19 protein-coding genes and 1 tRNA gene are annotated in these 21085 nt (G+C 36.0%); 18 read left to right on the forward strand and 2 right to left on the reverse strand.

Annotated features, from left to right (window positions below):
• Nucleotides 1-749 precede the first annotated feature (749 nt).
• Entirely contained in the window at nt 750-1217 is a 468-nt protein-coding gene (locus H5232_RS16475; RefSeq protein WP_182719271.1) for an REP-associated tyrosine transposase, read from the reverse strand.
• A gap of 417 nt (nt 1218-1634) precedes the next feature.
• Nucleotides 1635-1710, reverse strand: a tRNA-His gene (locus H5232_RS16480).
• Between the two features lie 282 nt (nt 1711-1992).
• On the opposite strand from H5232_RS16480, the gene H5232_RS16485 reads away from it, so the two are divergent.
• The 18 genes from H5232_RS16485 (at nt 1993) to rfaH (ending at nt 20659) form a co-directional block, all read left to right on the forward strand.
• A complete protein-coding gene (locus H5232_RS16485) occupies nt 1993-2811 on the forward strand; it encodes a mechanosensitive ion channel family protein (RefSeq protein ID WP_145236563.1) in 819 nt (272 codons plus the stop codon).
• Nucleotides 2812-2841: 30 nt separating this feature from the next.
• Nucleotides 2842-3618, forward strand: a complete 777-nt coding sequence (locus tag H5232_RS16490; RefSeq protein ID WP_182740738.1) for a YdiY family protein — start codon at nt 2842-2844, stop codon at nt 3616-3618.
• A gap of 125 nt (nt 3619-3743) precedes the next feature.
• Nucleotides 3744-6413, forward strand: coding sequence for an SLBB domain-containing protein (locus H5232_RS16495; protein ID WP_182740739.1), 2670 nt, complete (start codon nt 3744-3746; stop codon nt 6411-6413).
• A 122-nt stretch (nt 6414-6535) separates the two neighbouring features.
• Nucleotides 6536-7495: a Wzz/FepE/Etk N-terminal domain-containing protein gene (locus H5232_RS16500; protein ID WP_182740737.1), complete on the forward strand. Its 960-nt coding sequence runs from the start codon at nt 6536-6538 to the stop codon at nt 7493-7495.
• A 96-nt stretch (nt 7496-7591) separates the two neighbouring features.
• The gene (locus H5232_RS16505) at nt 7592-8560 is read left to right on the forward strand and encodes an exopolysaccharide biosynthesis polyprenyl glycosylphosphotransferase (protein WP_246175487.1); all 969 of its coding nucleotides are present in this window, start codon (nt 7592-7594) and stop codon (nt 8558-8560) included.
• A 23-nt stretch (nt 8561-8583) separates the two neighbouring features.
• Nucleotides 8584-9672: a dTDP-glucose 4,6-dehydratase gene (rfbB, locus tag H5232_RS16510; protein ID WP_149980547.1), complete on the forward strand. Its 1089-nt coding sequence runs from the start codon at nt 8584-8586 to the stop codon at nt 9670-9672.
• Nucleotides 9672-10547 (forward strand): glucose-1-phosphate thymidylyltransferase RfbA, encoded by an 876-nt coding sequence (rfbA, locus tag H5232_RS16515; protein ID WP_149980548.1) that lies wholly within the window; start codon nt 9672-9674, stop codon nt 10545-10547. The genes rfbB and rfbA overlap by 1 nt, the downstream gene beginning before the upstream one ends.
• A 2-nt stretch (nt 10548-10549) precedes the next feature.
• On the forward strand, nt 10550-10954 hold the full coding sequence (locus H5232_RS16520; RefSeq protein ID WP_149980549.1) for an FdtA/QdtA family cupin domain-containing protein: 405 nt from the start codon (nt 10550-10552) through the stop codon (nt 10952-10954).
• Nucleotides 10947-11789: a 3-hydroxyacyl-CoA dehydrogenase family protein gene (locus H5232_RS16525; protein WP_149980550.1), complete on the forward strand. Its 843-nt coding sequence runs from the start codon at nt 10947-10949 to the stop codon at nt 11787-11789. The genes H5232_RS16520 and H5232_RS16525 overlap by 8 nt, the downstream gene beginning before the upstream one ends.
• A gap of 12 nt (nt 11790-11801) precedes the next feature.
• Nucleotides 11802-12554, forward strand: a complete 753-nt coding sequence (locus H5232_RS16530) for an acyltransferase (RefSeq protein ID WP_149980551.1) — start codon at nt 11802-11804, stop codon at nt 12552-12554.
• Nucleotides 12555-12590: 36 nt separating this feature from the next.
• Entirely contained in the window at nt 12591-13712 is a 1122-nt protein-coding gene (locus tag H5232_RS16535) for a DegT/DnrJ/EryC1/StrS aminotransferase family protein (protein WP_149980552.1), read from the forward strand.
• Nucleotides 13699-14970 (forward strand): O-antigen translocase, encoded by a 1272-nt coding sequence (locus H5232_RS16540; RefSeq protein ID WP_182762442.1) that lies wholly within the window; start codon nt 13699-13701, stop codon nt 14968-14970. Before H5232_RS16535 ends, H5232_RS16540 begins: the two co-directional genes overlap by 14 nt.
• 46 nt (nt 14971-15016) lie before the next feature.
• Nucleotides 15017-15934, forward strand: coding sequence for a glycosyltransferase (locus H5232_RS16545; RefSeq protein WP_182740735.1), 918 nt, complete (start codon nt 15017-15019; stop codon nt 15932-15934).
• 23 nt (nt 15935-15957) lie between these two features.
• A complete protein-coding gene (locus H5232_RS16550; RefSeq protein WP_149980555.1) occupies nt 15958-17253 on the forward strand; it encodes a hypothetical protein in 1296 nt (431 codons plus the stop codon).
• Nucleotides 17253-18338, forward strand: a complete 1086-nt coding sequence (locus H5232_RS16555; protein ID WP_149980556.1) for a glycosyltransferase family 4 protein — start codon at nt 17253-17255, stop codon at nt 18336-18338. Before H5232_RS16550 ends, H5232_RS16555 begins: the two co-directional genes overlap by 1 nt.
• Before the next feature lies 1 nt (nt 18339).
• On the forward strand, nt 18340-19245 hold the full coding sequence (locus H5232_RS16560) for an NAD-dependent epimerase/dehydratase family protein (RefSeq protein ID WP_182740734.1): 906 nt from the start codon (nt 18340-18342) through the stop codon (nt 19243-19245).
• 49 nt (nt 19246-19294) lie between these two features.
• Nucleotides 19295-20032: a glycosyltransferase family 2 protein gene (locus H5232_RS16565; RefSeq protein ID WP_149980558.1), complete on the forward strand. Its 738-nt coding sequence runs from the start codon at nt 19295-19297 to the stop codon at nt 20030-20032.
• A 138-nt stretch (nt 20033-20170) separates the two neighbouring features.
• Nucleotides 20171-20659: a transcription/translation regulatory transformer protein RfaH gene (rfaH, locus tag H5232_RS16570; RefSeq protein WP_182831208.1), complete on the forward strand. Its 489-nt coding sequence runs from the start codon at nt 20171-20173 to the stop codon at nt 20657-20659.
• Nucleotides 20660-21085 lie beyond the last annotated feature (426 nt).

Here is a 21085-nt window from a genome sequence, read left to right on the forward strand (position 1 = left end):
AGAACCTAGAACCTAATTTTTGAAAAGAATTTCTATAATGTAGAAATAATCCCGTGTGTAATGCCACCGAAAGGTGGCATTTTTTTGTCTGCAAGAAAGCAGCTTGCGAGCTGGCGAGAGTAAAGTTAGCGAGGGTACGCTAATCGGCGCTAAAGCGCTCTCCTACCGGATGGTGCATGTGTGTATTTCTTGTGGGAACTGGTTTCAGCCGTGATTGTGTTTAGGCTTAGGTTATATGCAACAACCAATCGGCGCTAAAGCGCTCTGCTACGGGATAATGCATGTGTATGTTTCTTGTAGGAACATGCTTCAGCCGTGATTGTGCTTAGGCTTAGGTTATACGCAACAACCAATCGGCGCTAAAGCGCTCTCCTACGGGATAATGCATGTGTATATTTCTTGTAGGAACAGGTTTCAGCCGTGATTTTGCTTAGGCCTAGGCTATATGCAAAAGCCAATCGGCGTTAAAGTGCTCTCCTATGGGATAATGCATGCGTGTATTTATTGTGGGAACTGGCTTCAGCCGTGATTGTGTTTAGGCTTAGGTTATATGCAACAACCAATCGGCGCTAAAGCGCTCTCCTACGAGGTCATGTGCGTGTATTGTATGTTCCTTGTAGGAACAGGCTTCAGCCGTGATTGTGTTTAGGCTTAGATAATATGCAACAACCAATCGGCGCTAAAGCGCTCTCCTACCGGATGGTGCATGTGTATATTTCTTGTAGTAACAGGCTTTAGCCGTGATTATGTTAGTCATGTTCAGAGGGGGTTAAATAAATACAATCCCAATGGGGATAACTTCCAAGGTTGTCAACAATACCGGCTCTCATTGGGTTGGCAGCTATGTATCTTGCTTGATGTAATAAATGTTCTTCATCTCGAATTAATGAATCGTAGAAACCAGCTTGCCAAATTTGCTCATTTTTAGCTTTTTGCATGAGAAATGATGTACGCCCTTTCACTTTAGCCACCACCGAAGATAGCGAATCTTGTGTTTTCAGCTGCAATAACCAATGCATATGATCAGGCATTATTACAAAGCAAATTGTTTTAGTTAAGCCGTTTAAATCAGATTGTTTTAGTGAGCGTATTAGAATTCGCGCATTACAAAAATCCTCAAATAATTTAACTCGTTGATGTGTACATGTGGTCACAGAATAATAGTGGTTAATAATAGAGTGACGATGTTGACGTAGCTGCTGTGACCGAAGTTTCATTTTAATCCTTTAAATATAAAACGGTTTAATGAAGTATAGATTAAATTATGAAATCGGCGCTAAAGCGCTCTCCTACCGGATGGTGCATGTGTATATTTCTTGTAGGAACAGGCTTCAGCCGTGATTGTGTTTAGGCTTAGGTTATATGCAACAACCAATCGGCGCTAAAGTGCTCTCCTACGAGGTCATGTGTGTGTATTGTATGTTGCTTGTAGGAACAGGCTTCAGCCGTGATTGTGTTTAGGCTTAGGTTATATGCAACAACCAATCGGCGCTAAAGCGCTCTCATACGAGTAATGCATGTGTATGTTTCTTGTGGGAACAGGCTTCAGCCATTATTTTTGGTTTGTGCTTAATATTAATTAATAAAATGGAATTTTAAGAGCGTATTTGATATTGAGATAAGAAGGGAAAAGATGGGGCGATTGACGGGGCTTGAACCCGCGACAACCGGAATCACAATCCGGGGCTCTACCAACTGAGCTACAACCGCCACAACACACCTTGTTTGGTGTGGCGCGGATAATACATAAAATAATAAATCTTGTGAAGGGTTAAGAGCAAAAAAAGTGAAAAAAATTTAAAATTGAATATTTTTGTTCATAAAGCAGCCAGAGAATGAATGTTTAAATCGTTTTTTATCTGGTTGGGTAAAATAAAAATTAACCCTAAAGACGTTCTTTTAAAGATAAATAGATTAATTAATTAAATAATAAATTGAAATCAGATATAATTTAACCAGCAAACTGCTTAATACTGAATATCAGGAGTGATAATGGATACAATACTTAACTGGATAAACGAAAACTCAGGTTTGATTTTGCATTATGGCATTCAAGCTGTAATTGCATTGGTGATCTTTTTACTGGGCGGTCGTGTTGCAAAATTTTGCTCTAACCTAACTGAAAAAGCATTCGATAAAAAGAAAGTAGATAAAGCTGTAGGTTCGTTCGTATCAAGCATTGTTTATGCCATCGTATTTATGGCAACAATCTTAATGGCGTTGTCACAAATAGGCATAGAAACCACTTCATTTATCGCTATCTTAGGTGCTGCAGGCTTAGCAGTTGGCTTGGCACTGCAAGGTTCACTATCTAACTTCGCATCTGGCGTACTTATTATCTTACTTCGTCCTTTCAAATCGGGTGATTATGTCGAAGCTGGCGGTAAAGCTGGTACAGTGAAAAAAATCGAAATTTTCTCTACTGAACTACGCACACCAGATAACAAAGTTATCATCATGCCCAACTCTAAAATTATGTCTGACTCAATTATTAATTACTCGCGCGAATCAACTCGCCGTATCGATCTAGTTATTGGTGTTGGTTATGATGCAGACTTACGCAAAGCAAAAGAAGTACTTAAATCAGTACTAGATCAAGAGTCACGCATTCTTAAAGATCCAGCTTATAACGTATCAGTGTCTGAGCTCGCAGATTCAAGCGTAAACTTCATTGTGCGTCCGTGGGTTAACTCAGGCGATTACTGGCCAACTTATTGGTCTTTAATTGAGAACATTAAAATCGCATTAGATGATGCGGATATCACTATTCCGTTTCCGCAAATGGATGTTCATTTGCACAAGCAAGATTAATCAATATACAAGTAACAAAGGTTATTTTTAATGAAATTAAAGCTTTTATCAATTTTAGTTGCAGTATCAGCTACAACTAACGCATTCGCAGAAGACGCTAGAACATGGGAAGTTACCAGTGAGCTAGGTGCAATCATAACTAGCGGTAATACTGAAACAACCACTCTTAAGGGTGGCATCAAGGCATTACATAACTTAGAAAGCTGGAATAACGAGTATAAAATTAACGGTCTTTATAAAGAAGACAACGTTGAAAATGAAGCGGGTATAAAAGAAAAGCAGCGTACTAACGAAAAATATTCGTTATCAGCACAAGGTAACTATAAATTAAATGAAGATCATGCTCATTTATATATCTATGGTTCACATGTTTCAGATTACTTTGGCGCTTATCGCAGTGAGTCTGTTATCTCAGCTGGTTATGGTCAACGCTTGTTAGATCGTTCTGACATGTGGCTAAATGCTGAAATTGGTCCTGGTTATAAATATTTTCAATACCCTGATACAAGTAGTGAAGTAGATGAAAATGGCAACTCTTTAGCTGGTGAGCGTGAAGGTGAAGTTATTGCTTTAGGTAAGCTTGATTATAATTGGAAAATTTCTGATAACGCGAAGTTTACTCAGTTAGTTGCAGTTGAATACGGTGATACTAACACTAAAACACGTTCAGAAACTGCACTTTTAGCTAAGATAAATGGCTCATTACAAATGAAAGTTGCTTATAACATCACCAACAACTCAGATGTTGCTGATGATAAAGAAAGTACAGACACAGAAACGTCGCTGACACTGGTTTACAGTTTTTAACAGTTTATCTCTGTTAAGTGACATTTAACTGTAATAAAGGGACGAAAGTCCCTTTTTTATTTGTAGTGAAATAATGTAGAATAGCCAATCTTTTGGCTGTAGTTCTAGGGATAAACCTACTTGTGATGCTTTTTAAACGATTTTTAATAACTTTTTTACTGTTAACGACTGCATCTGCATTTGCATTTACACCGAGTGCAGCGCAGATTGAACAATTTAAAAAGCTGCCAAAAGCCCAGCAAGAGGCACTGGCTAAGCAGTATGGTGTCGATCTATCCACAATTACCGGTAAATCATCATCAAGCTCAATAAAAGAAGATGAGCCTACAATTCAGCCTCGCCAATTACAAGAAGAGCCTGAGTTAACCGACGAAGAACGCTTTAAGCCGCAATTAGACGAAATAAAACCATTTGGCTACGAGTTGTTTTCTGGCGAGCCAACTACATTTATGCCAAGTGAAAATGCGGCAGTACCAGAAACATATTTAATTGGCCGTGGTGATCAATTAAAAATTAATTTTTATGGCAAAGAAAGTGAAAGCTATGAAGTTAATGTTGATCGTGAAGGTCGAATTAATATCCCTAATTTAAGCCCTGTTGAAGTTGCTGGGCTTACATTCGGCGAAATAAAAGAACTTATCAAAGCCAAAGTTGCACAAGAAGTTATAGGTGTAAAAGCGTTTGTATCGCTAGGAAAATTACGCAGCATGCGTATCCTAGTATTGGGTGAAGCACATAAGCCGGGTAGTTATAGCGTATCGTCGTTGACCACAGTGTCACATGCTTTGTTTATTAGCGGCGGTGTATCTGAAATTGCATCTTTGCGTAACATTCAAGTTAAACGTGCTGGTAAAGTTGTTGCAAACTTTGATCTTTATGATCTACTTATAAAAGGTGATAGCCGCAACGACATCATCTTAAAGCCAGGGGATGTAGTATTTATTCCACCAGTTGGTTCACAAGTAGCCGTTGAAGGGTTAGTGAAGCGCCCAGCTATATTTGAATTGAAGAATAATGAAAATGCCCAAGACGTATTAAAAATGGCCGGTGGCTTGAAGCCTGGAGCGTATGCACAAAAAGCAATTGTAGAGCGTTTTAATAATTACAATGCTAAAGAAATTTTATCAGTAGACTTTAGTGGCAAAGATATTGCCTATATCCCACGTGATGGCGATAGAATTCGCTTTAATCCGGTAAGCTTGCAGTATCAAAACTCAATTAGTGTAATTGGTGCTGTTGCACGACCAGGTAATTATCAATGGTATCAAGGCAAGCATATTTCGGATGTATTAACGTCTGTTCGTGGTGATTTGTTACCACAAGCTGACCTTAGTTACGCTTTATTAGTGCGTGAAATTAATATTTCAGGTGATATTGAAGTGCGTCAATTCGACATAGCGCAAGCTATTGTAAAAGCAACTGCACATGACTTTGAGTTAAAAGCAAACGATAAACTATTAGTTTTTAGTCGTTACGAAGAAAAAGAAGCTGAAGAGTTAGCTTTAAAAAATATGGCCCTCACCGAAGAACAGCAAGCGCAGCAGGTGAAAGTTCAGCAATGGCATAAATACCAAAAGAAAGAGTTTGAAAAATACATTGGTGTTGCTACAGATGATATGGAATTACAACTAAAGGATACTTCAAACTTAACTATTGCTGAAATCTCAAAACGCAAAGCTGAAGAAGAAGAGCAAAAACTAAAGCCTGAAGATTATGCTCTGTTTAGTCGTAATAACTTGCTAAAGCCGGTTATCGCAAAGTTAAAACTGCAAGCAAATGTTAGACAAGCAATGCAACTGGTAGAGATCAATGGTCATGTTACTTATCCAGGGATTTATCCATTAACGATAGGTAGTGAGGTCAATGATCTTATTATTGCAGCAGGTGGTCTACTTGAATCTGCTTATACAGAGCAAGCTGAAATTACCCGTATATTAGCTGGTGATGCATCAAAAGTAGAGCATATTAAGTTTAATTTGCATAAAGCTATACTTGGAGAGTCTGATGATAATCGCATTCTTCGTAGTAAAGACAGTTTAAATGTATTCTCAATCCCTAACTGGCAAGAAAATGTAAAAGTTGAGCTAAAAGGTGAAGTTAAATTTCCTGGGTCGTATACAATTCGTCGTGGTGAAACATTAACTAACTTACTAGAGCGCGCTGGTGGTTTTTCAGAGTTTGCCGAAGAAAAAGCAGCTATTTTCACTCGAGAATCAATTCGTAAACAAGAGCAACAGCAACTCGCTAAGTTATCTGAAGAATTACGCAGAGATATAGCGCAGAAGAGTTTTGAAAATTCGGTCGGTAGCAATTCACTTTCGTATGATGAGATGAATAAGTTACTCAATGACTTAGCTAATGTAGAAGCGGTTGGCCGATTAGTTATTGATTTACCTTTAATTGTTGAAGACAAACAACGCTTAGTGCTGCAAGACGGTGACACTTTATATGTACCAAGTAAACGCGACTCTATCAGCGTCATCGGTGAAGTAAATTACGCAACCTCACATTTATATAAACCAGGAACCAGCTTTAAAGATTATATAGCCCTAAGTGGTGGTTTAAAAGAGCGTGCGGATGATGAACGGATTTACATTATTAAAGCAAACGGTTCAGTTAAAATTCCTGATAGTGGTAGTTGGTTTGCTGTTAATGATTCTCAGCTGATTGAAGCTGGTGACACAATAGTAGTGCCGCTTAATTCAAATTACATGGACAATCTCACGCTGTGGAGTACTGCTACACAGATCGTTTATCAATTAGGTATTGCAGTAGCAGCTATTGGTAATCTTTAGGTAATGAACTCACAAATCGCTAGTTACTATGAGTTAGAGTCATGTATATAACGGTTTCCAGGATTTCAGTAGCTAATTCAAGCAGTATCCGTGATATGTATTGTAAATAGAGAATTGAAGTAATGTTAAAGACAGAGAATGATTATCAAGAAGTTAGTGTGAAAACGCAGGAAATAGCTGAGGATTCAATTGATCCGAATGAGCTGATATTAGCTATTTTACAGAAAAAGATATTGATAGTAATTATCACTTCTTTATTTACTTTAGGGGCTGCATTATTTGCGATTAATAGCCCTAATATATATAAGTCAGAAGCGCTACTTGCACCTGCCGATACAGATAAGTCAGGTGGAGGGTTAGGTGCTTTAGCTGGGCAGCTCGGTGGCCTAGCAAGTATGGCTGGGATAAGTCTTGGCGACGATGGGGATGAAAACGTTAAAATGGCTATAGAAGTAATCAAGTCAAGACAATTTATTAGTGAATTTATACAGCGTCATAAAATATTACCTGATTTAATGGCAGTAGATTCATGGAATATGGCTGATAATACTTTGAGTTATGATGAAGATGATTACCTAGTGTCAGAAAGTCAGTGGGTGAGAGATGTTAATCTTCCATTTAAAGCTGAGCCATCGATGCAGGAAGCATACAAAGAGTTTAATAAGATAATGTCTGTTGCATTAGCCAAAGATAGTGGAATGGTGACGATTTCAATCGAACATGTATCACCTTATATAGCAAAGAATTGGGTTACATGGCTGGTTGAAGATATTAATGCTGAAATGAAAAGTAGGGATGTGCTCGAGGCTAAGCGCAGCACTGAGTTTTTAAATAAACAAATATCAGAAACCACGATTGCTGGTATTCGTACTATTTTATTTAAATTAATAGAAGAACAAGCGAAGACAATTTTATTTGCTGAGGTTAGAGATGAGTATATTTTTAAGACAATAGATAAAGCTATTGTTCCTGAGGAAAAGTTCAAACCTAAGAGGTTGCTTATATGTATCCTAGGGGCCGTATTAGGCTTTGCCTTGAGCGTGATGTTTGTTCTAATGCAGTATTTTTCTAAAAAAAGCTGACTTCTAGTATAGCTGTTATTTAGCGATGAAGTGTTGTTATTTAGACAGACTTTTACGCTAAGAGTTATGTTGCAATTAAATATAGAAAGAAATCGAATGTTCGAAAATAAAATAAACCATACAGATATACATGTACATAATAGATTTAAAGCAAGTAGTGAAGCTTTAAAACAAAAAACTATATATGTATATTGCCCTGAAAGTTTAGAGTCGTTAATTAATAAGCTTGTCGGTAACTATGATTTTGATATCAAGGTCAATGACTACAGCTTAAAAGATTTAAGCAAGCAAGTAATATGTCACTACCAAGCTGCGGATTTAAGTTTAGAGCAAAGACATTACTTAGTTGTTGCGACTGAATTAGGCGCTTGGGTGGAGCCTCTCGTTAGTTATTTAGATGCACGATTTGGTTATACAGAAGTTGCTTTACTTCATAGTAGTTACTTTTTGCATCAGAAGGCATTTTCGATTTTATCGCATAAGCGAACACAGTTTGCAAAAAGGGTTATGGATATAGCCGCTGCACTTTTACTTACGTTAATTGCGCTTCCTATTGGCTTGATAACTGCCTTACTTATTAAATTAGAATCACCAGGAGCTATTTTTTATAAGCAAAGGCGAACAGGGCAATATAACGAAGAATTCTCTGTGATTAAATTTAGGTCAATGAGCAAGAATGCAGAAAAATCAGGTGCACAATGGGCATCAAAAAATGATAGTAGAGTTACACGAGTTGGACAGTTTATAAGGCGAACACGTATTGATGAATTACCTCAAATAATTAATATTTTTAGAGGTGAGATGTCAATTGTTGGTCCTCGTCCAGAAAGAGAGGTGTTTATAGATAGCCTCGAAAAAGAAATTCCTTATTACCGCTTTAGACATGCTGTGAAGCCAGGTATTACAGGGCTGGCGCAAATTAGTTATCCTTATGGTGCATCTACAGAAGATGCCATTTGGAAGCATAAATATGACATATATTATATCAAGCATCATAGTACTTGGTTGGATATTAAAATATTATTTAAGACTGTTAAAGTCGTATTATTTGGTATGGGTCGATAAGATTAAATTTAGAGAGATATATTTTGAAAATTCTTGTTACAGGTGGTGCTGGGTTTATTGGTTCAGCAGTCATTAGGCATATAATTGAAAATACGAACGATACGGTCATTAATTTAGACAAACTTACGTACGCTGGAAACTTAGAATCATTAGTTGCCGTTCAGGATAACGAGCGCTACTACTTTGAAAAAGTTGATATTTGTGAACGTTCAGAATTAGATCGCATATTTGATCAATATGAACCAGATGCGGTTATGCACTTGGCAGCAGAAAGCCATGTTGATCGCTCAATTACCGGGTCCGCTGAATTTATACAAACCAATATTATTGGCACATATAATTTGCTAGAGGCTGCTAGATGTTATTGGAATCGATTAAGTGATCCTGTAAAAGCTGATTTTCGATTTCATCATATTTCTACAGATGAAGTTTATGGTGATTTACCACACCCTGATGAACAAAGCGGCACTCTTCCGTTATTTACAGAGGAGACATCTTACTCGCCGAGTAGCCCTTACTCAGCAAGTAAAGCATCAAGCGATCACCTTGTCCGCAGTTGGCTTCGCACTTATGGTTTACCAACAATAGTAACTAATTGTTCTAATAATTATGGTCCATATCATTTTCCTGAAAAGTTAATTCCACTTGTTATTCTAAACGCACTAGATGGAAAAGAACTCCCTATTTATGGTAAAGGGGATCAAATTCGCGATTGGTTATATGTCGATGATCATGCAAGAGCTCTTTATAAAGTGGTCACTGAAGGAAAAGTTGGAGAAACGTATAATATAGGTGGGCATAATGAGAAGAAAAATATAGAAGTTGTGCAAACTATTTGCAGCATATTAGATGAGCTGGTACCTAAAAAATCGAAATATAAAGAGCAAATTACATATGTAGCAGATCGTCCCGGTCATGATAGGCGTTATGCAATAGACTCAACAAAAATGAGTTGTGAACTCAATTGGACACCAGTAGAAACGTTTGAAACTGGTTTGCGTAAGACAGTGGATTGGTATTTGGTTAATACTAACTGGTGTGAGAATGTACAAAATGGTTCCTATCAAAGAGAGCGTTTAGGCACACTGAATGAAATGAAGGAAGATAAATAATGAAAGGTATTGTATTAGCAGGTGGTTCTGGGACAAGACTTTATCCAATAACTAAAGGTGTCTCAAAGCAATTGCTGCCTGTTTATGATAAGCCAATGATTTATTATCCAATTTCTGTCCTGATGTTAGCTGGGATCCGTGAAATACTTATAATCACAACAAAAGACGATATAGCCGGATTTGAACGTTTATTAGGTGATGGCAGTGAGTTTGGTGTTAATTTCTCTTATATTATCCAACCAAGTCCTGATGGGTTAGCTCAAGCTTTTATACTCGGTGAGGATTTCATCGGTGATGATGATGTGTGCTTAGTCTTAGGTGATAATATTTTTTATGGACAAGGTTTTACACCAAAGCTAAAACATGCCGTTGAGAATGCAAAAAATAAAAATGGTGCAACAGTGTTTGGTTACCAAGTAAAAGATCCAGAACGCTTTGGTGTTGTTGAGTTTGATGAGAATAACAAGGCCATATCAATAGAAGAGAAACCTATAAAGCCTAAATCTCATTTTGCGGTCACGGGTTTGTATTTTTATGACAACCAAGTTGTGGAAATGGCAAAAAATGTAAAACCTTCTAGCCGTGGTGAACTAGAAATAACTTGCTTAAATGATATGTACCTGAAAAGTAAAAACCTTAATGTAGAGATGTTAGGGCGCGGTTTTGCATGGCTTGACACTGGAACGCACGAAAGCTTATTAGAAGCTGCAAGCTTTGTTGAAACAATTGAAAAACGTCAAGGTTATAAAGTAGCTTGCTTAGAAGAGATTGCATTTAATAATGGTTGGCTTACCAAGTCACAGGTAATAGATTTAGCAAAACCACTACTTAAAAATAATTATGGGCAGTATTTGTTAGAAATAATTAAGGAATAATTATGAGCTTAATTAAACTAATTAACTTACCGCCATTAGGTGATGAACGAGGATCGCTTGTTTCTCTTGAAAGTAATAAGTCAATACCATTTGATATCAAGCGAGTGTATTACATTTTTGGAACTAAGCCTGGTGTTGCTAGAGGTTTTCATGCCCATAAAAAGCTAAAGCAAGTAGCCGTTTGTGTAACAGGTAAATGCCGCATGACACTTGATGATGGCATACAAAGAAAAGAAGAGTGGTTGGATTCAGCCACTAAAGGTATTTTGATTGAAGATATGATATGGCGGGAAATGCACGATTTTAGCGATGATTGTGTGTTACTTGTATTAGCAAGTGAACATTACGATGAATCTGATTACATTCGAAATTATGATGAGTTTTTAAAAGGCGTAAATAATGTTTAGTAATATTTTGGTGATAGGCGCCGGTACTATGGGGGCTGGAGTTGCGAGTCAATTCGCCCTAAAAGGTTTTAACGTTACCATTTTAGTTAGAAGTGAAGAAAAAGTCATATGCCTAAAACCTGAACTTGAAAAATTAGTTAAACGCTCTTTAAAGCGAATGCAATTAAAAGAATCGCAGAGCGATGTATTAGATAAAATTGATATCGTAAAAGAGTTGGCGAACGAAGCTAGTTATGATTTTGTTTTTGAAGCTATTAGTGAAAATATAAATCAAAAAAAGCAAATTATTCAAGATTATACTGGTTTCATAACAGAGAATACTATTTGGGCAACAAATACATCCAGTTTATCTGTAACAGATATGGCTGCAGGCTATAAATACCCAGAAAACTTCATAGGTATTCACTTTTTTAATCCTGTAGCGAGTATGGAGTTGGTTGAAATAATACCATCAATGCTTACCTCAACCTCAGTAGTGGACAAGTGTTGGGATTTTTGTACTTTATTACAGAAAAAACCTGTGCGTGTTGAAGATAGCCCTGGATTTATTGTGAATAGGTTGCTTATTCCTATGATTAATGAAGCTGTTGAAATTTTAAGTAGTCAAGTTGCAAGTGCTGAAGAGATTGATTCGGCAATGAAATTAGGTGCTCATCACCCATTAGGGCCATTAGCTTTAGCTGATCTTATCGGTAATGATGTTTGCTTATCAATTATGGAGGCTCTATATACAGCAACTTCAGACTCAAAGTATCGACCTTCATATTTGCTTCGTAAAATGGTTAGCGCAAAAAAATTAGGTAGAAAAACGGGTATTGGTTTTTACTCTTATTAAAAGGAACTCAAGATGGCGAATTTGATTCATCCAACAGCTATTATTAGTGAAACAGCTTCAATTGGAAAAGATGTAACAATTGGAGCATTTACTATTGTTCACGAAAATGTATCTATAGGCGATAACTCAGTTATTGAATCGTTCTGTGAGTTAGGAGTCGAGAATGCATTTTCTGAAGGGTTGCCATTAGTTCTTGGAAAAAATAGCTATATCCGTAGCCATAGTATTTTTTATGCTGCTTCTACCTTTGGCGATAATTTAGTCACAGGCCATCGTGTAACTATTAGAGAGAAGACAACGGCAGGTGTTGGATTTCAAATTGGTACGTTGGGTGATATCCAAGGGCATTGCACTATCGGCGATTACGTAAAGTGCCATAGTAATGTTCATATTGGGAATAAGTCAAAAATAGGTAATTATGTATGGATTTTTCCATATGTCGTACTTACAAATGATCCCCACCCACCAAGTGAAGTTCTACTTGGTTGTGAAATTAGTGACTTTGCTGTAATTGCGACCATGTCAGTTATTTTACCGGGGGTAAAAGTTGAATCTGATACATTGATAGGTGCAGGTAGTATTGTCGGGAAAACAGTAAATTCAGGGTGGGTTGTAGCTGGTAATCCGGCTAAACCTATATGTGAAATTACTAAGATAAAACTTAAAGATGGTTCCAACCGAAATGCTTACCCTTGGCGAAGTCATTTTACTCGCGGATATCCTCAGGCCGAAGTGGAAAAGTGGATTGCTGAATTTAGTATTTGATTACAGTTAATTGTTGAAAAAATAAATGAGTTGATAATGATCCCTTTTCTAGATTTAAAAAAAATTAACAATCAATACAAAGCTGACTTAATTTCTGCTTGTAGCAGAGTTATAGAGTCAGGTTGGTATGTTCAAGGTAAAGAAGTCGCTGAATTTGAAAGTGAGTTTGCTCAATATTGTGGCACAAAGTATTGCATTGGTGTTGCTAACGGCTTAGACGCACTTACGTTGACTTTGAGGGCATGGAAAGAGTTAGGAAAGTTAAAGGACGGTGACGAAGTTATCGTTCCTGCAAATACTTATATAGCCAGTATCTTAGCTATAACAGAAAATAAATTAAAACCTGTATTAGTTGAACCTGAGCAGCATAGTTACAATCTATGTCCTGTAAAAACCGAAGCAGCAATTACTTCTAAAACGAAAGTAATACTGGTAGTTCATTTATATGGGCAATTGGCAAATATGCCAGCTATTATGGGTATAGCAAAGCGCAGTAACTTACTTGTTCTGGAAGATTCCGCTCAAGCCCATGGCGCTAGCCTAGGTGGTAAGAAAGCGGGTAGTTGGGGTGATGCCAGTGGTTTTAGCTTTTATCCAGGGAAGAATTTGGGAGCCCTTGGTGATGCTGGAGCTGTAACTACCAGTGATCAAGAATTAGCCGATACAATTCGTGCACTTGGCAACTATGGAAGTAAAGAAAAGTATGAAAATGTTTATCAAGGTGTCAATAGCCGCTTAGATGAAATACAAGCTGCTATGCTTAGGGTTAAGCTACGTTATTTAGATAACGAAATAGCCCATAGACGTGCGGTAGCTGCAAGGTATATGAGTGCTTTGAAGGGTTCTCAGTTTATACTTCCATTTGCAGATGATACAGATATAACAACTGAAGAAACACATGTGTGGCATTTATTTGTTATTAGGGCTACTGATAGAGTTACTTTTCAAGCCTATATGAACGATCTGGGTGTACAAACTTTAATTCATTACCCTAAGCCACCACATAAGCAAAGTGCTTATCCGGATTGGAGTAATCAATCGTTTCCAATTACCGAGCTAATCCATAAAGAAGTTATAAGTCTTCCGTTGTCTCCTGTTATGGAAAGTGAAGATTTAGATCAAGTAATCAACGCTGTTTCTTTATATGACATTACTTAAAACATCTGTTTTGAGTTTTATTGCTACCGCAGTGAAAATGCTCGCTGCTCTAGTGATAAATAAAGCTGTAGCTGTTTTAGTTGGCCCTTCAGGGCTTGCATTGATGGGCCAACTTCAAAATTTTATTCAGATTGCTATGACTGCTGGTCAAGGTGGTATTAACCAAGGGGTTGTAAAGCATACAGCTGAGTATTCAGTTGAAAATAAAACAACAAGTGCGCTATTTAGTACCGCAACAGTTATTAGTTTTTTCACTGCTGTTAGTGCCGGAATAATCGTATGCGTTTTTTCAGGACAATTGGCCGATTACTTCTTAAAAAATCGTGATTACACCTACATATTTATACTTTTTGGTTTTAGTATTATTTTCTTTGTATTAAACCAACTGCTTTTATCAATAATAAATGGTCTCAAAGAGATAAAAGTTTTCATTAGTATAAATATAGTGCAAAGCGTCTTTAGTTTAATTTTTACCTTAGTGATGATCTATTGGCTAGGATTAGAAGGCGTATTCATTGCTATGGTAACCAATCAATCAATAATATTATTGGTACTTATTTGGGCGATTCGTCACCATGCACTGATTAAATTATCAGCATTTCGAAAGCGCTTTGATAAAATAGAAGCTAAAAAATTATTTAAATTTTCAGCAATGACTTTAACAAGTGCTGCAGTAGCTCCTATCTCTCACCTTATCGTTCGCGACTACTTAGGTAATAATTTAAGTTGGCAAGAGGCGGGTTATTGGCAAGCTATCTGGTATATTTCAAGTATGTATTTAATGGTGGTTACTACAACATTAGGGATCTATTACCTACCTAAGCTTGCTGAATTAACATCTAAAAAAGAAATTAAAAAAGAATTGATAAATGGTTATAAAATAATACTTCCAATAGTGATTTTAATGGCTATGTTAATATATTTTCTTAGAGAACTTATTATACAAGTTCTCTTCTCGAAGGAGTTTATACCCATGGCTGAGCTTTTTAAATGGCAGCTTATAGGTGATGTAATTAAATTGGCTTCGTGGCTTCTTAGTTACGTAATGTTGGCAAAGGCAATGACAAAGTTATTCATAACAACGGAAATAGTGTTTTCGATTGGTTTTGTACTTTTAGCAAAATACCTTGTGAGTCAATACGGCCTAAATGGTGTTACTTACGCTTATGCTTTAAATTATTCAGTATACTTTATAGTTGTTGCTTTTATTACTCTAAATTACCTGCGTAATAAAAAGTCAGCTCTAATGTTTAAATAAACCTTTCAACTTGCCTTTTTAAATCTAATATTATGAGTGACTTTATATGTCAGAAGTAATTACAATTGCTATTGTTGCCTATAACTCTTCAAGCACAATTCTCGAAACACTTAATAGTGCGTTAACGCAAACCTATCAAGCAAAAAATATAGAGTTATTAATAAGCGATGATGGCTCTAGTGATAATACTACCGTAGTTGCCAGTGATTGGTTGCAATCGAATCAGCATCACTTCTACAGAGCTGCCTTATATAAAAATAAAGTAAATAAAGGAGTTTCAGCAAACTGCAATATTGTTTGGCGAAATGCGACTGGACGATGGGTTAAAACGATTGCTGCCGACGATATATTAGTAGATACCTGCATTTGCGATAATCTTAACTACATAAAAGAACATCCTGAAGCGCAAGTTTTATTCTCTGACGCCATCTTATTTTCGGGTGATTTAAAAAATCAAAAAGTGGCAAAAAATGATCAAAAACTTTTTGCTATGACGCAAGCTGAGCAGTTTAATATGCTCTTGAAGGGTTGCAATATTTTAGCACCGACATCGTTTATGAATAAAAAAACGCTAGAGAGTGTTGGCTTCGCTGACGAGAGATACGCCATGCTCGAAGATTATCCATTATGGTATAAAATTTTAAAGCAGGGTATTGGTCTTGATTATTTTGAGAAAGAGACTGTCTACTATCGAGTCGGAGACTCATTGAGTCAACATAGCGAGTTTATTGGCAATGCTAAATACTTGAATTCACTCTATTGCTTTCAAAAGGATTGTATTTGGCCTGAGCTGAGTTATAAAGATGTATTCAAAATTTGGGACGACTATATTATTTTCAAAGAAAAAACATTGTGGCTCAAATTTGTTGGCACTAAAAGAAGTAACACATATTTAATTTATCATTACATAACATGCCTATTTAGGCCATATAGACTTTATAAAATGATTAGAAAGTTTTTATAATTAAGTGTTTGAGGTCAATTTTTGTGATAGAAAATCTACTAATTTTTATATTTTTGATTTTTGCTACGCTTGTAGCAAATTATCAACTGAGGATTTTCTCTTTTAGACCCTCTATTTTAGGGTCATATCTTTTTTTAACACTATTTGTTCAAATTATACCCGGTACAATTTTAGTTTCATTTTTTGCCTTCCCTCTAGTCTTGAATATTCAAACTGGAATGTCGCAAGAGCTTTTAGAATTAACATTTCGCTATACAACATGTTCAATTGCCACTTTATTGCTCATGCTATCTTTTTGTTCTAAATACATTGATTTAGATATTAATCTAAAAACGGTGCCTGTCTCAAAAGGAATGGGTGTAGGGTTATTGCTAATTTCAATTGTTGTAGTGTTTATTAAGGTTGCTTCTATAGGGCAGCTACCGATCCTACTGGCTCTAAAGGGAGATGCTATAGGTGCTGCTCTGCTGAAGGCAAAAATACTTAAACAAGAAACAGGAATGGGTGGGCTTTTTATAGGGTATATTTTTATGTATTTCCCTTATGTATCACTAATTTATTCCTACATATGTAAACAGATACTACCCTCCACATCAAAGATATTTTATATTAATTTTTACCTGATGACTTTTTATTGCTTGTATGACCTACAAAAGTCTAAATTAGTAATGGTATTTTTTATGTTATTTGTTTTGTATCTAAAAAAAGCAAAAAATATTAACTACTTTTATGTATTAATTACACCACTAATAGGATTAATGTTTTTGGCAGGTGGCTTCATGGTTTTACATGAAACGCCCATTGGAGAGGTTTTAAACGCAGTTGCTGGAAGAATGTTTATTGGCCAAGCCGAAGGCGCATACATGATGTATGATGTACTGACCCCAGACTTTGAGCGTATAACTTATGGTATGCCATTAGCTGGCTCGTTTGGGTTTGCGGCAATAGATCCTGCTGCTGAAATTATTACAATATTTTTTCCTACAGCTGGTAGTGCATGGGTTAACTCGAATACTTATATGCAATCACATGCATGGACTATTTTTGGCGATATATCGCTTATAATAGCTCCTTTAATTGTCACTATGAATATCGTTGGTTTATATATTTTGAAGGGGGTATTCAGCAGATACCTGCACGGTTATGCCCATGCCGTTTATATTGTCACGCTACTTACATTACCAATCAATAATGACTTTTCATTTTTCTTGTATTTCAAGTCTTGGTTATGTTTTATTATTTTGTCAGTGTTTTTAATTGTCGTTAAAATGCCCGGCTTTTTTATTTTAAAGAAAAAGGCTAAGGTAAAGGAAGAGTAATGAAAGTTTTACATGTTGTTGGGAATGAAATAGAGCCATCGAACGGTATTGGTCGATTGATCCCTGAGATGATCAAAATGCACAGCCTACACAGTGAATTAATAAAACCATCACTTTTGATTTTTGATAACTCATTCGATTCACAAGAAATTGAGGTGTTTAATTTCTTTGATATTAAAACACCCTCACTATTTTTAGAAAGCTTCGATTTGGTAGTTTTTCATGGTATTTATTATCTAAAGTATTATTCATTATATAAGCTATTAAAGTCTCTAAACATTAAATATATTGTAAAACCTCATTCAAGTTTGATGAAAGCGGCTCAGAAAAAGTCAAAGCTAAAGAAGATGATTGCAAATAGAGTATTTTATAAAAAGTTTATATCTTCAGCCGCTGGAACGATATTTACTAATGAAGATGAGAAAAAAAATTCTTTGTCCTGGAATGACAGCGAGTATATTGAGCCAAATGCTTTAGATTTTAATTATGAAAATCCGACTGAAAAGACGGTCAGTAAAGAAGAGCCTATTCGATTCATTTACCTTTCTAGAATTGACTTTAATCATAAAGGCACTGATATTTTGCTTGATGCTCTAATGTTGATAAAAGAAAAAGGTTTGATTGACCGTATACATTTAGATATTTATGGAATCGGAAGTGAGAAAGAAGAGGCAATTGTTAGATCTTGTATTAAAAGTTTAGATTCACCTTACATAAAATTTAAAGGTGGTGTTTTTGGTGAGCAGAAAATTAACGCTTTTAAAGAATCAGATGTATTTGTTTTAACGTCTAGATATGAAGGTTTTCCCATGGCAATTCTTGAGGCGTTATATTTTGGTATTGCATGCTTAGTTACGCCGGGTGCTAATATGTCGGAAATATTAAATAAAAACGACATTGGCTGGTTGGCAGAAGGAACACCAGAATCAATCGCAAAGCACCTTTTAGAAATTAGTAGTTATACTCGTGAAGATTTAACAGTCAAAATACTTAAAGCCCATGAATACGTTATTGATAATCATAGTTGGAAGCAAGTAACAAAAATAACTGAAAAATTATACAATTCAGTAATAGAGATGAAATGATATGAAAAAAGTTATTTTAGTTGGGGGGGCGAGCTTTATTGGCTTAAATTTAATTGAAAAGTTTCTTTCTGATTCATATAGGATTTTTGTTTATGGGCGTACTGAGCCAAGTATAATTTCAGAAAATTTAATCTTTATCAAAGGGGAGTTGCATGAGATATCTGAAAAATTAGCTTTTTTATCGCCAGAAGAAATACATGATGCAATATATTTAGTCAATACAGTACCTGTAAATGGGAGTCTGGATAACTATAAGCAAGAAATTGCTAATAATAAAGCTGCCTTAACATCATTATTTATAATTGTTGAGCGAGTTATATTTTTTTCATCCGGTGGGCGAGTTTACAAAGATAGTAAGAATCCTCACCATGAGATTGATGAGCTGGGTCCTATATGCCCTTACGGTAAAAGTAAAGTTGAGTTAGAAGAATTTATCAAATTAGAAAGTATGCGTTTAGGAAAACAATTTTTAATTGTTAGGCCTGCGAATCCATACGGGAAGCACCAAAATATTAAAGGAACGCAAGGGTTAATTGCTGTACTTTTGGGGCGAATTAAAAACTCTAATAGTATTGAGGTTTGGGGAACTGGTAATGAAGTGAGGGATTACATTTACATAGATGACTTTGTAAATTTGTTCATCCAATTATTAGAAGCTAATGACTTACCTTTTTCAATATATAATATTGGATCTGGAGGAGGTCTATCAACATTAGATATCATCAAGGTAATAGACGGCGAATTAAGCGGGCGGTGTGATTATGTAATTAATTATATAAAGCCCCCAAGTCCATTGATTGAATCAAATATTTTAGATGTTTCACGCTTAAACTCTGTTGTAACTGAACATAAGAAAACTAGTCTACGTGATGGTATTCGTCACTTGATAAGCGAACTTGAACTCTAAGATTAAATCCCCAAAGTATGATAAAGCAACTAATTTTTAGGTTTTTGATATGTCGTTAATATCTATAGTTATGCCCGCTTACAACGCACAACACACAATTATTCAAAGTATAGAATCAATTTTAAAACAAACTCACACACAGTGGGAATTGTTAGTTACTGATGATAATTCAACAGATGGTACAAAAGATATTATTTTAAATTATGCCGCTAAAGATGACAGAATAAAATATTATCTTAATCATGGTGTATCAGGTGCCTGGTCGGCTCGAAATAACAGTTTGAAATACATTTCTGGTGAGTATGTTGCTTTTTTAGATAGTGATGATACTTGGGAACCTTCGAAGCTAGTTTTACAATTGGAAGCAATGGTCGAAAACGGTGTGTATGCATCTCATACTGCTTATAACCGAGTTGATAGCGTGGGGGCATTTTTAGGCTTTAAAAAAGCTAAAAAGTTAGTTACTTATAAAGATATGCTAAAAGGAAATCAAATTGGCAATTTGACTGGAATATATAGCGTTAGCAAGTTAGGTGTTGTGATGCAGGAGCCTATTGGACATGAGGATTATGATATGTGGCTTAGAATTTTGACACAAACTGATTCTGTAGGAGTATCTAGCCCCTTAGCAAATTATAGAGTGCATACTAATAGCCTGTCTGCAAATAAATTTAAAGCTGCGATATGGCATTTTAAAATACTAAAGAAGCAAAAATTCATTTCACCAATAAATATTTGGTATTACTTTATGTGTTATTTCATCAATGCAATTAAAAGTAGAGTTTGATCTTCTACCCTATTTTAACTTGAAAAGTTTTAATCGGTTTTTTTATAGACATCGCCCTAAAGTAGCACGTATAATCCCCCGCGTCTGAAATAAGAATATGCAGTTCTTAGACGCAAAGTCACTATTTTAGGGATTGATATGGATAGTTGGTACTTATTATTTTGTAAATCAAGGCAAGAAGCTCGTGCCCAAGTTAATTTACAAAACCAAGGGATTGAAGCTTTTTTTCCTCAGCTACAAAAACAACAGCTAATTAAGGGTCGTCGTACTTTTAAGCAATCTGCTGTGTTTCCTAATTATTTATTTGTTCGCTTAAATCCCCACACCGGTAACTTTGCTGCGGTAAAAAACACCCGCGGTATTAGTGGTTTTGTGTCGTATGGTGCGTCGTATCAATTAGTACCTGCACAACTTATCAAAGAATTAAAAAATTTCGAGCTAGCTCAAGATAGTAATGATTTACCGCAACCCGGTGATTTAGTGTGCCTAAATAATGGCTCATTTAAAGACGTACAAGCAATATTTAAAGAGCCAGACGGCGACATGCGCAGCATACTGTTAATTAACCTACTCAATAAACAAATAGAAATGAGCGTAGATAACAGCGACGTAAGAAAAGTAAGTTAAAAGTTTTAAGTTAAAGGTTAAAGGTTAAAGGCACTAGGGAAGTGACAATGACCTAATTAACACGCGTCAGCAAGCTTAACGCCTACGGTGTTAAATTGTATTCTGGTGTTTAATTACGTGTAGGCGAGTGGCTTGCCACCGCGAAAGATTTACTCAGTGCTCGGTGATAAAATTGGTTTTTGTAGGAGCCGGCTTTGGCCCGAAAAGAATAAAGATTCACCACAGAGAACACCGAAATCACAGAGGAAGGAATAAGAAGTTAACCTAAGGGCTTCATAAATGTTTTCTCGGTGTTGCGAAGCTCGGTGGTAAAAACAGTTTTGTAGGCGAGTGGCTTGCCACCGCGAAAGATTTACTCAGTGCTTGGTGATAAAAATGGTTTTCGTAGGAGCCGGCTTTAGCCCGAAAAGAATAAAGATTCACAAC

This window comes from Pseudoalteromonas sp. SG41-5, assembly GCF_014164495.1.
Taxonomy (GTDB): Bacteria; Pseudomonadota; Gammaproteobacteria; order Enterobacterales; family Alteromonadaceae; genus Pseudoalteromonas; species Pseudoalteromonas rhizosphaerae.

Coding starts and splice junctions, on each gene's coding strand:
- H5232_RS16475 (WP_182719271.1), bottom strand. CDS start 1,217: ATGAAACTTCGGTCACAGCAGCTACGTCAACATCGTCACTCTATTATT.
- H5232_RS16485 (WP_145236563.1), top strand. CDS start 1,993: ATGGATACAATACTTAACTGGATAAACGAAAACTCAGGTTTGATTTTG.
- H5232_RS16490 (WP_182740738.1), top strand. CDS start 2,842: ATGAAATTAAAGCTTTTATCAATTTTAGTTGCAGTATCAGCTACAACT.
- H5232_RS16495 (WP_182740739.1), top strand. CDS start 3,744: ATGCTTTTTAAACGATTTTTAATAACTTTTTTACTGTTAACGACTGCA.
- H5232_RS16500 (WP_182740737.1), top strand. CDS start 6,536: ATGTTAAAGACAGAGAATGATTATCAAGAAGTTAGTGTGAAAACGCAG.
- H5232_RS16505 (WP_246175487.1), top strand. CDS start 7,592: ATGTTCGAAAATAAAATAAACCATACAGATATACATGTACATAATAGA.
- rfbA (WP_149980548.1), top strand. CDS start 9,672: ATGAAAGGTATTGTATTAGCAGGTGGTTCTGGGACAAGACTTTATCCA.
- H5232_RS16520 (WP_149980549.1), top strand. CDS start 10,550: ATGAGCTTAATTAAACTAATTAACTTACCGCCATTAGGTGATGAACGA.
- H5232_RS16525 (WP_149980550.1), top strand. CDS start 10,947: ATGTTTAGTAATATTTTGGTGATAGGCGCCGGTACTATGGGGGCTGGA.
- H5232_RS16530 (WP_149980551.1), top strand. CDS start 11,802: ATGGCGAATTTGATTCATCCAACAGCTATTATTAGTGAAACAGCTTCA.
- H5232_RS16535 (WP_149980552.1), top strand. CDS start 12,591: ATGATCCCTTTTCTAGATTTAAAAAAAATTAACAATCAATACAAAGCT.
- H5232_RS16540 (WP_182762442.1), top strand. CDS start 13,699: ATGACATTACTTAAAACATCTGTTTTGAGTTTTATTGCTACCGCAGTG.
- H5232_RS16545 (WP_182740735.1), top strand. CDS start 15,017: ATGTCAGAAGTAATTACAATTGCTATTGTTGCCTATAACTCTTCAAGC.
- H5232_RS16555 (WP_149980556.1), top strand. CDS start 17,253: ATGAAAGTTTTACATGTTGTTGGGAATGAAATAGAGCCATCGAACGGT.
- H5232_RS16560 (WP_182740734.1), top strand. CDS start 18,340: ATGAAAAAAGTTATTTTAGTTGGGGGGGCGAGCTTTATTGGCTTAAAT.
- H5232_RS16565 (WP_149980558.1), top strand. CDS start 19,295: ATGTCGTTAATATCTATAGTTATGCCCGCTTACAACGCACAACACACA.
- rfaH (WP_182831208.1), top strand. CDS start 20,171: ATGGATAGTTGGTACTTATTATTTTGTAAATCAAGGCAAGAAGCTCGT.